11 protein-coding genes and 1 riboswitch are annotated in these 13,311 nt (G+C 73.2%); of the genes, 3 read left to right on the top strand and 8 right to left on the bottom strand.

Going from position 1 to position 13,311, the window contains the following annotated elements; all coding sequences use genetic code 11:
• Position 1: 1 nt before the first annotated feature.
• The 4 genes from AC0HI0_RS00720 to cobN form a co-directional block, all read right to left on the bottom strand.
• Complete coding sequence (locus AC0HI0_RS00720) at positions 2-808, bottom strand: carbohydrate ABC transporter permease (protein WP_480930258.1); 807 nt, start codon at positions 806-808, stop codon at positions 2-4.
• The gene (locus AC0HI0_RS00715; protein WP_480934225.1) at positions 805-1,797 is read right to left on the bottom strand and encodes a carbohydrate ABC transporter permease; all 993 of its coding nucleotides are present in this window, start codon (positions 1,795-1,797) and stop codon (positions 805-807) included. Before AC0HI0_RS00715 ends, AC0HI0_RS00720 begins: the two co-directional genes overlap by 4 nt.
• Before the next feature lie 8 nt (positions 1,798-1,805).
• On the bottom strand, positions 1,806-3,074 hold the full coding sequence (locus tag AC0HI0_RS00710) for an ABC transporter substrate-binding protein (RefSeq protein ID WP_480930257.1): 1,269 nt from the start codon (positions 3,072-3,074) through the stop codon (positions 1,806-1,808).
• Between the two features lie 312 nt (positions 3,075-3,386).
• Positions 3,387-6,959, bottom strand: a complete 3,573-nt coding sequence (gene cobN / locus AC0HI0_RS00705) for a cobaltochelatase subunit CobN (RefSeq protein WP_480930256.1) — start codon at positions 6,957-6,959, stop codon at positions 3,387-3,389.
• 34 nt (positions 6,960-6,993) lie between these two features.
• Positions 6,994-7,124, bottom strand: a riboswitch (cobalamin riboswitch).
• A gap of 12 nt (positions 7,125-7,136) precedes the next feature.
• Between cobN and AC0HI0_RS00700 the strand changes: the two genes are divergently transcribed.
• From AC0HI0_RS00700 to AC0HI0_RS00690, 3 genes are read left to right on the top strand one after another with little or no spacing between them, the layout of a single operon-like run.
• Entirely contained in the window at positions 7,137-8,144 is a 1,008-nt protein-coding gene (locus AC0HI0_RS00700; protein WP_480930255.1) for a hypothetical protein, read from the top strand.
• Positions 8,141-8,761 carry a precorrin-8X methylmutase gene (locus AC0HI0_RS00695; protein WP_480930254.1) on the top strand — a complete coding sequence of 207 codons (621 nt, stop codon included), beginning with the start codon at positions 8,141-8,143 and terminating at the stop codon, positions 8,759-8,761. The genes AC0HI0_RS00700 and AC0HI0_RS00695 overlap by 4 nt, the downstream gene beginning before the upstream one ends.
• Positions 8,758-10,242 carry a precorrin-2 C(20)-methyltransferase gene (locus AC0HI0_RS00690; protein WP_480930253.1) on the top strand — a complete coding sequence of 495 codons (1,485 nt, stop codon included), beginning with the start codon at positions 8,758-8,760 and terminating at the stop codon, positions 10,240-10,242. The genes AC0HI0_RS00695 and AC0HI0_RS00690 overlap by 4 nt, the downstream gene beginning before the upstream one ends.
• Here AC0HI0_RS00690 and AC0HI0_RS00685 read toward each other — a convergent pair.
• The 4 genes from AC0HI0_RS00685 to AC0HI0_RS00670 are packed head-to-tail and all read right to left on the bottom strand — an operon-like array spanning position 10,217 to position 13,309.
• On the bottom strand, positions 10,217-10,969 hold the full coding sequence (locus tag AC0HI0_RS00685) for a cobalt-precorrin-6A reductase (RefSeq protein WP_480930252.1): 753 nt from the start codon (positions 10,967-10,969) through the stop codon (positions 10,217-10,219). The genes AC0HI0_RS00690 and AC0HI0_RS00685 overlap by 26 nt on opposite strands.
• On the bottom strand, positions 10,966-11,709 hold the full coding sequence (gene cobM / locus AC0HI0_RS00680) for a precorrin-4 C(11)-methyltransferase (RefSeq protein WP_480930251.1): 744 nt from the start codon (positions 11,707-11,709) through the stop codon (positions 10,966-10,968). Before cobM ends, AC0HI0_RS00685 begins: the two co-directional genes overlap by 4 nt.
• Entirely contained in the window at positions 11,706-12,920 is a 1,215-nt protein-coding gene (gene cbiE / locus AC0HI0_RS00675; RefSeq protein ID WP_480930250.1) for a precorrin-6y C5,15-methyltransferase (decarboxylating) subunit CbiE, read from the bottom strand. Before cbiE ends, cobM begins: the two co-directional genes overlap by 4 nt.
• Positions 12,917-13,309 (bottom strand): pyridoxamine 5'-phosphate oxidase family protein, encoded by a 393-nt coding sequence (locus tag AC0HI0_RS00670; RefSeq protein ID WP_480930249.1) that lies wholly within the window; start codon positions 13,307-13,309, stop codon positions 12,917-12,919. The genes cbiE and AC0HI0_RS00670 overlap by 4 nt, the downstream gene beginning before the upstream one ends.
• Positions 13,310-13,311 lie beyond the last annotated feature (2 nt).

Genomic DNA, 13,311 nt, shown 5'->3' with positions numbered 1-13,311 from the left:
GCTACCCCTTCACCGCACCCTGCATGATCCCGGCGACGATCTGCCGCCCGAGGACGAGGAACACGATCAGCACCGGCACCGTGGCCAACGTGGTCCCGGCCAGCACCAGCGAGTTGTCGACGTAGTAACCGCTCTGGAGCTTCTCCAGCGCCACCTGGATCGTCGGGTTGTCGGCGTTCAGCACGACCAACGGCCACAGGAAGTCGTTCCACGACATCATGAACGTGAACACCCCGAGCATCGCCGCCGCCGGGCGGACCGCCGGCAGGCACACGTGCCAGAACACGCGCACCAGCCCGCACCCGTCCATCCGGGCCGCTTCGACCAGCTCGTCCGGCACCGCGTCCACGATGTACTGCCGCATCCAGAACACCCCGAACGCGGTGACCAGGTTGGGCACGATCACCGCACCCAACGTGCCCGACCACCCGAACTCGGCCATCGCCAAGTACAGCGGGATGATCCCGAGCTGGGTCGGCACCGCCAACGTCGCGACCACGAACACCAGCAGCGGCCCACGCCCCCGGAACCGCAGTTTGGCGAACGCGAACCCCGCCAACGTCGACAGCAACACCACCGACACCGTCACCACCCCGGACACGATCACGCTGTTGCCCAGGGCTTTCCAGAACGGGATCGAGTCGAACACCCGCGCCGCGTTGGCGAAGAACTTCCCGCCCGGCAACAGCGGAGTGTCCCCGTCCCCGTTGCTGGCAACGACAAACGACCAGTAGAACGGAAACGCCGACCCCAGCACGAACGCGATCAACGTCCCGTAGACCCCGACCCCCGGCCTCCGGCCCGTCACGAATCCACCCCGCGCAACCGCCGCGTCAACAGGAAGTTGATCCCCGCGATCACCACCACCACCAGGAACAGAACCCAGGCCAACGCGGCCGCGTACCCGAGGTCGAAACTCTCGAACGCCGACTGGTACAGGTACAGCACCACGGTCTGGTACTGCCCCGTCGCGCCCCCGTTGCTGCTCCCCGCCGGCGCGAACAGCTTCGGCTCCGTGAAGATCTGCAAGCCGCCGATGGTCGACGTGACCACCACGAAGATCAACGTGGGCCGCACCAGCGGCAACGTGATCGAGAAGAACCGCCGGAGCCGCCCCGCCCCGTCCACCACCGCGGCCTCGTGCACCTCACGGGGGATCGCCTGCATCGCCGCCAGCACGATCAGCGCGTTGTACCCGGTCCACCGCCAGTCGACCATCGCCGCGATCGCGACGTGGCTCCACCACCGCGAAGCCTGCCAGTCGATCCTCGACGCCCCGAAGAACTCCAGGACGTCGTTGACCATCCCGTACTTCGGCCCGAACAGGTCCGCGAAGATGATCGTCAACGCCACCAGCGAAGCCGCGTACGGCAGCAGCACCCCCATCCGCCACGCCGTGCGCCCACGCAACGCGGTGTTCAGCAGCGCGGCGATCCCCACCGCCACCACCACCTGGGGAACGCTCGACAACACGAAGATGCTCAACGTGTTGACCAGGGCGTTCCAGAACCTCTCATCCGCCAGCAACGCCGCGTAGTTGCCCAACCCGACGAACGGCGTGGAGTCCGCCCCCAACTCCCAGTCGAACAACGACACGTATGCCGTGTACAGCAGGGGAAACAGCCCGACCACACCGAACAACACGAAGAAAGGCGCAACGAACAGATACGGCGTGTACCGCGCGTCGAACCGCTGCCACCACCCACCAGACCGAAACGACGACGGCGACGGCGAAGACGACCCAGACGACGACCCTGACGAAGACGAGGACGACTCGACGTCCCACCCACCCGTCATCGCAGACGTCACTTCGCGGCCTTCTTGGCACCCTCGACCGCCTGCCGCCACCCTTCTTCCGCCGACTTCCCCTGTTCCACGGCCTGGAGCGCGGGCGCGACCACGTTGTCCTGGATCTCCCCGTCCTGCGGCCCCTTGTACTGCGCCGCCGCGACCTTCGACGCCTGCTCCGCGAACAGCGCCCCGACCTTCTGCCCGCCGAAGTACGCGCTCGTCTGGTCCATCAACTGCGGCGACGCCAGCGCCGCCGGCTGGCTCGGGAACGTGCCCTTCGCGACGAACGCCTTGATCTGCTGTTCCGGCGCGGTCAGCCAGGCCGCCAGCGCCGCCGCTTCCTTGGCGTGCTTGGACTGCCGGGGCACGGTCAGGTACGACCCGCCCCAGTTGCCGCCGCCGCCCGGGAACGCCGCCGTCACCGCCCACTTGCCCGCGTGCTCGGCCCCGGCGTTGCCCTCGATCACGCCGAGCATCCACGACGGGCACGTCTTGGTGGCGAACGCCGACTGCTTGAAGCCGTCCTGCCACTCCTTGCTCCACGCCACGAGCTTCGCGGACTGGCCGCGCGCCACCGCGCCGGTCACCTGGTCCCAGATCCCGCGGTCGTCGTTGACCTCGATGGCCAACTTGTCGTCCCGGTCGAAGAACCCGGTGGCCGCCTGGTTGTGCATGGGGTTGAAGATCTGCGCCGCCGAGTCGAACCACGGCTTCCCGACCGCCGCCACGTACTGGTCGCCCGCCGCGAAGTACGAGTCCCAGGTGGCGAACATCCGGCGCACGCCCTCGGGATCGGTCGGCAGGCCGGCCGCCGACAGGAGATCCGTCCGGTAGCACATGGCCAGCGGGCCGATGTCGGTGCCGTAGCCGATCAGCTTGCCGTCCTTGGTCGTGACGGCGTCGACCTTCCACTTGAGCCACCGGTCCGGCCGCACGTCGCCCGGCCCGATCTCGTTGAGGTCGTTGAACTTCCCGGACTTCGCCAGCACCTGGCTGAGGAACCCCTCCTCGACCGCCTCCACGTCGGCGGTCCCCGATCCGGCGGCCAGCTTGGTGAACAGGTTCTGGTGGTGCGGCGCGGCCTGGCCGGTCTTGCGGTGGGTGATCTTGACGTCCGGGTGCGCGGCCTCGTACTCGGCGAAGAGGTCCTCGTAGCCGAACTCGTTGAACGTCGCGACGGTCAGCTCGACCCGACCGTCCGAGCCGGCACCGCCGGAACCACACGCCGCGAGCACGGCGGCTCCGACCAGGACCGAGGCCAGGACTGCTCGACGTTGGCGCACGAGGACTCCTCACATGATCGGCGGCATTCTGGGAGCGCTCCCAGACCCGCCGAAGTGTGGTGCGCGCCACCCGCCGTGTCAAGCACGCCGTCCCACATCGCAGGCCCACCACGCAAGAAGACGAAAGCTCGAAAACCCTTGGCAACCAACACGACCCCGGCGAAATGATCCGCCGGGGTCGTTGCGTCGAACAGCCTAGCGCCCCGCTCGACACCGCCGCCGGGCACCTCGGGATCAACCGCTCAGGATCGGCGACCCAGATCAAGCGCTCAAGATCGGGCGATCAAGGTCGGGCGATCGAAATCGACCCGCTCACCGCCCGTCCTCCAGGTCGCCTTCGGTCTGGAGGTACACCGCGCGCAGGGCGTCCAACGTCGCCGCCTCCGGGTGCTCCCACATCCCCCGGTCGGCCGCTTCCAGCAGCCGCTCCGAGATCCCGTGCAACGCCCAGGGGTTCGACTCGGTGAGGAACTTCTGGTTCTCCGGGTCCAGCACGTAGCTGGCCGCCAACTGCTCGTACATCCAGTCCGCCACCACACCGGTCGTGGCGTCGTAGCCGAACAGGTAGTCGACGGTCGCCGCCAGCTCGAACGCGCCCTTGTAGCCGTGCCTGCGCATCGCCGCCAGCCAACGCGGGTTCACCACGCGGGCCCGGAAGATCCGGTTCGTCTCCTCGTGCAACGTCCGCGTGCGCACCGCGTCCGGCCGCGTGCTGTCGCCGACGTACGCCGCCGGTGCCTTGCCCGTCAACGCCCGCACGGTCGCGACCATGCCGCCGTGGTACTGGAAGTAGTCGTCCGAGTCGGCGATGTCGTGCTCGCGGGTGTCGATGTTCTTGGCCGCGATGGCGATCCGCCGGTACGCGCTCTCCATGTCGACCCGCGCCTCGACGCCGTCCAGCTCGCGACCGTACGCGTACCCGCCCCACACCGCGTAGACCTCGGCCAGGTCGGCGTCGTCGCGCCAGTTGCGGCTGTCGATCAGCGGGAGCAGCCCGGCCCCGTACGCGCCCGGCTTGGACCCGAAGATCCGCAGCGTCGCACGCCGCCGGTCGCCGTGCTCGGCCAGCTCGGCTTCGGCGTGCGCCCGCACGAAGTTCTCCGAATCCGGCTCCGCCAGCCCCGCCACCAGCTGCACCGCGTCGTCCAGCAGCGCGACCACGTGCGGGAAGGCGTCCCGGAAGAACCCGGAGATCCGCACCGTCACGTCGATCCGGGGCCGGCCCAGCTCCGCCTGCGGCACGACCTCCAGCCCGGTCACCCGGCGCGACTGGTCGTCCCACACCGGCCGGACGCCCAGCAGCGCCAGCACTTCCGCGATGTCGTCGCCGGAGGTGCGCATCGCCGACGTGCCCCACACCGACAGGCCGACCGACGCGGGCCACTCGCCGGTGTCCGCGCGGTAGCGCTCCAGCAGCGAGTCGGCCATCGCCTGCCCGGTCTCCCAGGCCAGTTTGGACGGCACGGCCTTCGGGTCCACCGAGTAGAAGTTGCGCCCGGTCGGCAGCACGTTCACCAAGCCGCGCAACGGGGACCCGCTCGGCCCGGCCGGCACGTACCCGCCGTTCAACGCGTGCAGCAGGTTCGTCATCTCGTCGGTCGTGCGGGCCAGTCGCGGCACGACCTCCAGCGCGCCGAACTCCAGGATCCGCGCCACGTCCTCGGACTCGGTCAACGTCCGCGCGACGGCCGGGTCCCAGTCCGCGTCCTCCATGGCCTGCACGAGTTCCCGCGCACGCGCCTCCACGGCGTCGGTCGAGGCGCGCGTGGTGTCGTCGAGCCCCAACGCCTCCCGCAGGCCGGGCAGCGCGGCGACCTGGCCGGCCCACATCTGCTTGGCCTGGAGGATGGACAGCACGAGGTTGACCCGGGTCTGCCCGGTCGGGGCCTCGCCGAGCACGTGCAGCCCGTCCCGGATCTGGACGTCCTTGATCTCGCACAGCCAGCCGTCGACGTGCAGGATCAGCTCGTCGAACTCGGCGTCGTGCGGCCGGTCGTCCAGCCCCAGGTCGTGGTCGAGCTTCGCGGCCTGGATCAGGGTCCAGATCTGGGCGCGGATCGCGGGCAGCTTGGCCGGGTCCATCGCGGCGATGTTGCCGTGCTCGTCCAGCAGCTGCTCCAGCCGCGCGATGTCGCCGTAGCTGTCCGCGCGGGCCATCGGCGGCACCAGGTGGTCGACCAGGGTGGCGTGCGCGCGGCGCTTGGCCTGCGTGCCCTCGCCCGGGTCGTTGACCAGGAACGGGTAGATCAGCGGCAGGTCGCCCAGCGCCGCGTCCGGGCCGCAGCCGGCGGACATGCCGACCGTCTTGCCGGGCAGCCACTCCAGGTTGCCGTGCTTGCCGACGTGCACCACCGCGTCCGCGCCGAACTCGGCCTCCAGCCACCGGTAGGCGGCCAGGTAGTGGTGGCTCGGCGGCAGGTCCGGGTCGTGGTAGATGGCGATCGGGTTCTCGCCGAACCCGCGCGGCGGCTGGACCATCACCACCACGTTGCCCGACCGCAGGCCGGCCAGCACGATCTCGCCGTCGCGGTCCTTCGAGCGGTCCACGAACAGCTCGCCGGGCGCCGGGCCCCAGTGCCGCTCCATGTCCTCGCGGGTGTCCTCGGGCAGCGTCGCGTACCACTCGCGGTAGCGCGCGGCGGGCAGCCGCACCGGGTTGCCCTGGATCTGCTCCTCGGTCAGCCAGTCGACGTCCTGGCCGCCGGCCGCGATCAACGCGTGGATCAGCGCGTCGCCGTCCAGGTTGGCCACGCCGGGCAGCTCGTCACCGATGTCGTAACCGTTGTCCTGCAACGCCTTCAGCAGACGGACCGCGCTGGCCGGGGTGTCCAGGCCGACCGCGTTGCCGATCCGCGAGTGCTTGGTCGGGTACGCCGAGAGCATGATCACGATCTTGCGCTCGGCCGGCGGGATGTGCCGCAACCTCCCGTGCCGCACCGCGATCCCGGCGACGCGCAGCGCGCGCTCGGGGTCCGCCACGTACACGGTCAGGCCGTCCTCGTCGATCTCCTTGAAGGAGAACGGGACGGTGATGATCCGCCCGTCGAACTCGGGGATCGCGACCTGCGTCGCGGTGTCCAGCGGGGACAGCCCGTCGTCGTTCTCGTCCCACGCCGCGCGGCTGCTGGTCAGGCACAGCCCTTGCAGGACCGGGATGTCCAGCTCGGCGAGCGCGCCCACGTCCCACGCGTCGTCGTCACCGCCGGCCGACGCGGTCGCGGGCTTCGTGCCGCCCGCCGCCAGCACCGTGACGACCAGCGCGTCGGCCTTGCGCAGCTCGGCCAGCAGCGCCGGCTCGGCGGTGCGCAGCGACGCGCAGTACACCGGCAGCGCCCGGCCGCCCTTCTCCTCGATCGCGTCGCACAGGGCGTGCACGAACGCGGTGTTCCCGGCCACGTGGTGCGCCCGGTAGTACAGGACCGCGACCACCGGCCCCGCGCCGGTCCCCGCGGCGCCGTCCGGCCGCTCCAGCACGCCCCAGTTCGGCGCGGCCTGCGGCGGGTTGAAGCCGAACCCGGTCAGCAGGACCGTGTCGGAGAGGAACTTGTGCAGTTCGGCGAGGTTCACCGGACCGCCGTGCGCCAGGTAGGCGTGGGCTTCGGCGCAGACGCCGCCGGGCACCGTGGACAGCTCCATCAGCGGCGCGTCGGGGTTCTGCTCACCGCCCAGCACCACCACCGGGCGGGGGCCGGCGAGCAGCAGGTCCAGGCCCTCTTCCCACATCCGCCGCCCGCCCAGGATGCGCACCACCACCAGGTCGACGCCCTCCACGAGGGCGGGCAGGTCGTCGGCGGTCAGCCGGGCGGGGTTGCCCAGCCGGAAGTCCGCGCCGCTCGAACGGGCGGACAGCAGGTCCGTGTCGGAGGTCGACAGCAGCAGGATCACGTGCGGGCTCCATCCCTCGGGGGTCCTCGCCCCAGGTCGTAGGGGACGGCGGGCGGAGTTCCTGACTCCCGGACTCGCGTCCGGTCACAGTGGCGGGACCGCGCCGGATTCGCACCGGCTTCCTCCTGTTGCTTCGCCGTTCCGGCCCACCCTAACCGGGGAGTTAGCATCCAGCCCATGCCCCAGGACCGCGAACGCCCCGACGCCTGCCCCGGCGCGGTCGACGTGCACCGGGCCGCGGACGGCGGGTTGGCGCGCGTCCGGGTGCCCGGCGGCACGCTGTCCGCCGCGCGGTTCGACGTGCTCCGGCAGGCCGCGCTGGACCTGGGCGACGGTTGGCTGGAACTCACCTCGCGGGCGAACGTGCAGATCAGGGGCCTGGCACCGGGCGCGGAGCACGAGTTGGGCGCGCGGCTGCGCGACGCCGGCCTGCTGCCCTCGCCGACCCACGAGCGGATGCGCAACATCATCGCCGCGCCGCTGGAGGACAACCAGGACCTGGTGGACGCGGTGGACGCCGCGCTGTGCGGGGTGCCCGGCCTGGCCGACCTGCCCGGACGCTTCCTGGTCACGGTGGGTGAGGCGGTCAGCGGCCTGGGCGGTGACATCGGCCTGGTGGGTGACGCGCTGTTGCTGGCCGGCCGCGACTCGGGACTGCGCGTGACCGACCCGGTGGCGGCCGTGGTCGCGGCGGCCGAGGAGTTCCAGGCGATCCGGGGCACCGCCTGGCGTTTGTCCGAAGTGGACGGCGGTGTGCGGAAGATCACCGCTGCGCTGGGCGTCCCCGGGCCGAGAACCCTTGATCCGGCTGTGATTCCGGTCGCACCCGGTCCGCACGGCGACCGCCTGGTGGCGGGGGTGCCGCTGGGCCGGTTGGACGCGCGGCTGCTCGCGGGCACGCCGGTCCGGGTCACGCCGTGGCGCGGCGTCGTGGTGCCCGCCGGCACCGACACGTCCGGTCTGTTCACCGATCCGGAGTCGCCGTGGCGCGGGGTGACCGCGTGCACCGGCCGGCCGGGCTGCGCGAAGTCGCTGACCGACGTGCGGGCGGACGCGGCCCGCTGGATCGGTACCCCGCACCGGGGCCAGGTGCACTGGTCGGGCTGCGCGCGGCGGTGCGGCAGGCCGGCTGGCGACGTGGTGGAGTTCGTCGCGACCGGCGACGGGTACGAGGAGATCAGGTGACCAGCTACATCAAGGACGGCGCGGAGATCTACCGCCGGTCGTTCGCCACCATCCGCGCCGAGGCCGACCTGTCCGGGCTGCCGGCCGACGTCGCGCGGGTCGCGGTGCGGATGATCCACGCGTGCGGCATGGTCGACCTGGTCGACGACATCGGCTACTCCCCCGGCGTGGTGTCCGCCGCGCGCGCGGCGCTGCTGGCCGGCGCGCCGGTCCTGTGCGACGCGCAGATGGTCGCCTCCGGCGTGACCCGGCGCAGGCTGCCCGCCGACAACGAGGTGCTGTGCCTGCTCGGCGACCCGAGGGTGCCCGCGCTGGCGGAGCGGCTCGGCAACACCCGCAGCGCCGCCGCGCTGGAGCTGTGGGGCGACCGGCTCGGCGGCTCGGTGGTCGCCATCGGCAACGCCCCGACCGCCCTGTTCCACCTGCTCGACCTGGTCGCCTCGGGCGCGCCCCGGCCGGCCGCCGTGCTGGGCATCCCGGTGGGGTTCATCGGGGCCGCCGAGTCCAAGCAGGCGCTCGCCGAGAGCGGTCTGGAGCACCTGGTCGTGCGCGGTCGGCGCGGGGGCAGCGCCATGACCGCGGCGGCCGTCAACGCGATCGCGAGCGAGGACGAATGACCGGCAGGCTCTACGGCGTCGGGGTGGGCCCCGGCGACCCCGAACTGGTGACCGTGAAGGCCGCCCGGCTGATCGGCGAGGCGGACGTGGTGGTGTTCCACAGCGCCCGGCACGGCCGCAGCGTGGCGCGCCGGATCGCCGAGCCGTACCTGCGCGGCGACCAGGTGGAGGAGCAGCTGGTCTACCCGGTGACGACCGAGGACTCCGACGACTACCAGGGCGAGATCGACGCGTTCTACGCCGAGTGCGCCCAGCGGCTGGCCGCGCACCTGGACGCCGGGCGGACCGTCGTGGTGCTCGCCGCCGGCGACCCGTTCTTCTACGGCTCCTACATGCACCTGCACAAGCGGCTGGCGGACAAGTACCCGGCCGAGGTGGTCCCCGGCGTCACGTCGGTCAGCGCCGGCGCGGCGGTGATCGGCCGGCCCCTGGTCGAGCGGGACGAGGTGCTGACCGTCCTGCCGGGCACCCTGCCGGTGGACGCGCTGACCGGGCACCTGGCCGCCGGCGACCCGGTCGCGGTCATGAAGCTGGGTCGGACGTTCCCGCACGTGCGGGAGGCGCTGGAGCGCTCCGGGCGGCTGGCCGAGGCGTGGTACGTGGAACGCGCCACGACCGGCGGCCAGCGCACCGCGCCGCTCGCCGACGTCGACCCCGACGGGGTGCCCTACTTCTCCCTGGCCCTGCTCCCCAGCAAGGCGACGCCCGCGCCGCACGCCCCGACCGGGACGGCCGGGACGCCCGCGCGCGGGCAGGTCGTCGTGGTGGGGCTGGGCCCGGCGGGGCCGCAGTGGCTCACGCCCGAGGCGCGCGAGGCGCTGGCCGAGGCGGAGGACCTGGTCGGGTACGTCACCTACCTCGACCGCATCCCGGACCACCCCGCGCGGCGCAAGCACGCGTCGGACAACAAGGTCGAGTCCGAGCGCGCCGCGTTCGCCCTGGACCTGGCCAAGCGCGGGCGGAAGGTCGCCGTGGTCTCCTCCGGCGACCCCGGCGTGTTCGCGATGGCCAGCGCCGTCCTGGAGGTCGCCGCGGAGGAGGAGTTCGCGGACGTCCCGGTGCGGGTGCTGCCCGGCCTGACCGCCGCGCACGCCGTGGCCAGCCGGGCGGGCGCGCCGCTGGGCCACGACTACTGCGTGCTCTCGCTGTCCGACCGGCTCAAGCCGTGGGAGGTCATCGCCGAACGGCTGGAGGCCGCCGCGCGGGCCGACCTCGTGCTGGCGATCTACAACCCGGCGTCGCGCAGCCGCCGGTGGCAGGTCGAGTCGGCCCGCGACCTGCTGCTGCGGCACCGCTCGCCGGACACGCCCGTGGTGGTCGGCCGGGACGTCGGCGGCCCCGAGGAGAGCGTCCGGGTGGTGCGGCTGGCCGACCTCGACCCGGAGACGATCGACATGCGGTGCCTGCTGATCGTCGGCTCCTCGCAGACCCTGCGCACCGGCCGGGGGGCGGTGTTCACGCCCCGGCGCTACCCGTCGTGAGCCACGCCAGCGCCGCGTCCACCGTCGACACGGTCGGCGCGGCGGGCGCGGGCGGGCGGCGGAGCACCACGACGGGCAGCCCGAGCACCCGCGCGGCGTCCAGCTTGGCCGCCGTCATCTCGCCGCCGCTGTCCTTGGTGACCAGGACTTCCACGCCGTAGCGGCGCATCAGCGCCACCTCACCGTCCACTGTGTACGGTCCCCGGTCCTGCACGACGTCCAGCGCGGTGGCGTCGGCGGGCGGGTCGACGGTCCGCGCCACGCCCGCCGCGAACGCGCCCAGCCCGTCCCGCCCGGTGGTCACGAACGCCCGCCGCGCGCCGACCACCCCGGCCGCTTCGGCGATCGAGCCGACCCACGTCCAGCGGTCGCCGGCGCGCTCGGTCCAGCCCGGCCGGCGCAGCACCAGCAGCGGCACGCCGGCCTCGCCGGTCGCGGCGAGCGCGTTGGCGGTGATCCGGTCGGCGAACGGGTGGGTGGCGTCGACCACGGCGTCGACCCGCTCGGCCCGCAGGTAGGCGACCAGCCCGGCCACGCCGCCGAACCCGCCGACCCGCACCTCACCCTCCGGCAGCCGGGGTGACGCGACCCGGCCGGCCAGCGACGACACCACCCGGACCAGCGGCAGCGCACGCCGGGCGAGTTCGCGCGCCTCGCCCGTGCCGCCGAGCACCAGCACCGTCCGCGCGCGGCCGCCACCCGGCGCGACGCCGTCCCCGACCGTCACGGGCGGCACCGGGTGGTCGAGTACAGGTGGCTGTCGACGAACCCCTCGGCGGCCAGCACCTCGCCCACGATGATCACCGCGGTCCGCTTGATCCCGGCGTCCGCGACCTGTCCGGCGATGGTGGCGAGCGTGCCGCGCAGCACGAGTTCGCCGGCTCGGCTCGCGTTCGCCACGACCGCCGCCGGGCACTGCGGCCCGTAGTTCGGCAGCAGCTCGGCGACCACCTCGGAGATCCGCTGCACGGCCAGGTGCAGCACGACCGTGGCCCGCGACACCCCGAGCGTCGCCAGGTCCTCGCCCGGCGGCATCGGGGTGGCGCGCGCGGACGTGCGGGTCAGGATCACGGTCTGACCGACGCCGGGCACGGTGAGTTCGCGCTTGAGCGAGGCCGCCGCCGCCGCGAACGCCGGCACGCCGGGCGTCACGTCGTACGGGATGCCCAGCGCGTCCAGCCGGCGCATCTGCTCGGCCATCGCGCTGTAGACCGACGGGTCGCCGGAGTGCAGCCGCGCCACGTCGTGGCCGGCGTCGTGCGCCGCCGACAGCTCGGCGGTGATCCGGTCCAGGTCGAGGTTCGCGGTGTCCACCAGCCGGGCGTGCGGCGGGCAGTGCCCGAGCACCTCCGGCGGCACCAGCGCACCCGCGTACAGGCACACCGGCGACGACTCCAGCAGCCGCACCGCGCGCAGCGTGAGCAGATCGGCCGCGCCGGGCCCGGCCCCGATGAAGTGGACGGTCACCGGTCCTCCTCCGTCAGCGCCCGGTCCACGACGTCGTCCTTCGTCACGGCCCAGGCGGTCACCTGCATCTGCGGCCGCCACCCGGTGAAGCCGCCCACGGGCGTGTCGCGGCTGACCGAGAGCCTCGTCAACGACCCGCCCGCGGCCGCGTGCCACCGGGCGAGCACGACCTCGGACTCCAGCGTGACGGCGTTGGCCACCAGCCGCCCGCCGGGCCGCAACGCCGCCAGGCACCGCCGCACGACACCGGGCGCGGTCAGCCCGCCGCCGATGAACACCGCGTCCGGCTGCGCGAGGTCCAGCGCCGCCGGGCTCTCCCCCAGCACCACGCGCACCCCCGGCACGCCCAGCGCGGCGGCGTTGCGGGTGATCCGCCCGGCGCGCACCGGGTCGCGTTCGACCGCGATCGCCCGGCACGCCGGGTGGGTGCGGGACCACTCGACCGCGATGCTGCCCGAGCCCGCGCCGACGTCCCACAGCAGCTCGCCGGGACGGGGTGCGAGCAGCGCCAGGACCACCGCGCGCACCTCGCGCTTGGTGAGCTGCCCGTCGTGCTCGTAGGCGTCGTCCGGCAGGCCCGGGACCAGCGCGAACCCGCTGTCGGCGGGTTCGATCGCGAGCACGTTGAGCGGGTCGGCGGCGGTCACGTCGTGGTGGATCCGCTCGGCCGGGCCGCCCAGCTGCTCCAGCACGGTGATCCGGGCGTCGCCGGCCAGCGCGGCCACCTCGGCGGGGTCGCCGCCCAGCACCAGCACCCGCCGTCCGGGGTGCAGGTGCGGCACGAGCAGCGCGGCGGGCTTGCCGACCAGGCTCACCACGGCCACCGCGTCCAACGCCCAGCCCAGCCGCGCGCACGCCAACGACGCCGACGACGGCTGCGGCAGGACCCGCACCGCCTCCGCCCCGAGCAGCCGCACCAGCGTGGTGCCGATGCCGTGGAACATCGGATCACCGCTGGCCAGCACGCACACCGCGCGCCCCTGGTGCGCCCGCAACAACCCCGGCAACGCGGGCAGCAGCGGCGACGGCCACGCCACCCGCTCGACGCCACCCGGCGACTCGGCCGGCGCGCCGGCGGCCCCCGGACCCCCGGGCACCAGGGCGAGCTGCCGGGCGCTGCCCATCAGCACCTCGGCGGAGGTGACCGCGCGGCGTGACGCGGGCGGCAGGCCCTCCCAGCCGTCCGCGCCGATGCCGACGACGGTGATCACACCGAACCCAGCACGCGGGTCACCGCGATCTCGATCACGACCCGCTCCGGGTTGGGGCGCGGCTCGCGGTAGCGCTCGGTGTAGCGGCGCACGGCGTCCGCGACCTCCTCGGCCGACTGCCGCACGACCGCGCGCCCCTCCAGCGTCGACCAGCGCGCACCCTCCACCTGGCACACCGCGACCAGCGCGCCCCCGGCACCGGCCGCCAGCACGTTGCGCACCTTGCGCGAACCGCGCGAGCAGATGATCCGGGCGGTGGCCGTCCCGACGTCGAGCGTGACGCCGACCGGCACCACGTGGGGCGTGCCGTTCGGACGTGCGGTGGTCAGGGTGCTCAGGTGGTACTCCGTCCAGAACGTCCGGAAGTCCTCGCCCTTGGTCGACAACATGG

The sequence above is a fragment of the Saccharothrix sp. NBAS 001 genome (assembly GCF_056640475.1).
The sequence above is the reverse complement of the archived record's forward strand: the minus strand, read 5'-3'. Positions and strand labels throughout refer to the sequence as shown.

Bases quoted from the DNA above. Each gene is read 5' to 3' on its own strand.
- AC0HI0_RS00700 (WP_480930255.1), top strand. From the start codon at position 7,137: ATGCCCCAGGACCGCGAACGCCCCGACGCCTGCCCCGGCGCGGTCGAC.
- AC0HI0_RS00670 (WP_480930249.1), bottom strand. From the start codon at position 13,309: ATGTTGTCGACCAAGGGCGAGGACTTCCGGACGTTCTGGACGGAGTAC.
- AC0HI0_RS00690 (WP_480930253.1), top strand. From the start codon at position 8,758: ATGACCGGCAGGCTCTACGGCGTCGGGGTGGGCCCCGGCGACCCCGAA.
- AC0HI0_RS00715 (WP_480934225.1), bottom strand. From the start codon at position 1,797: ATGACGGGTGGGTGGGACGTCGAGTCGTCCTCGTCTTCGTCAGGGTCG.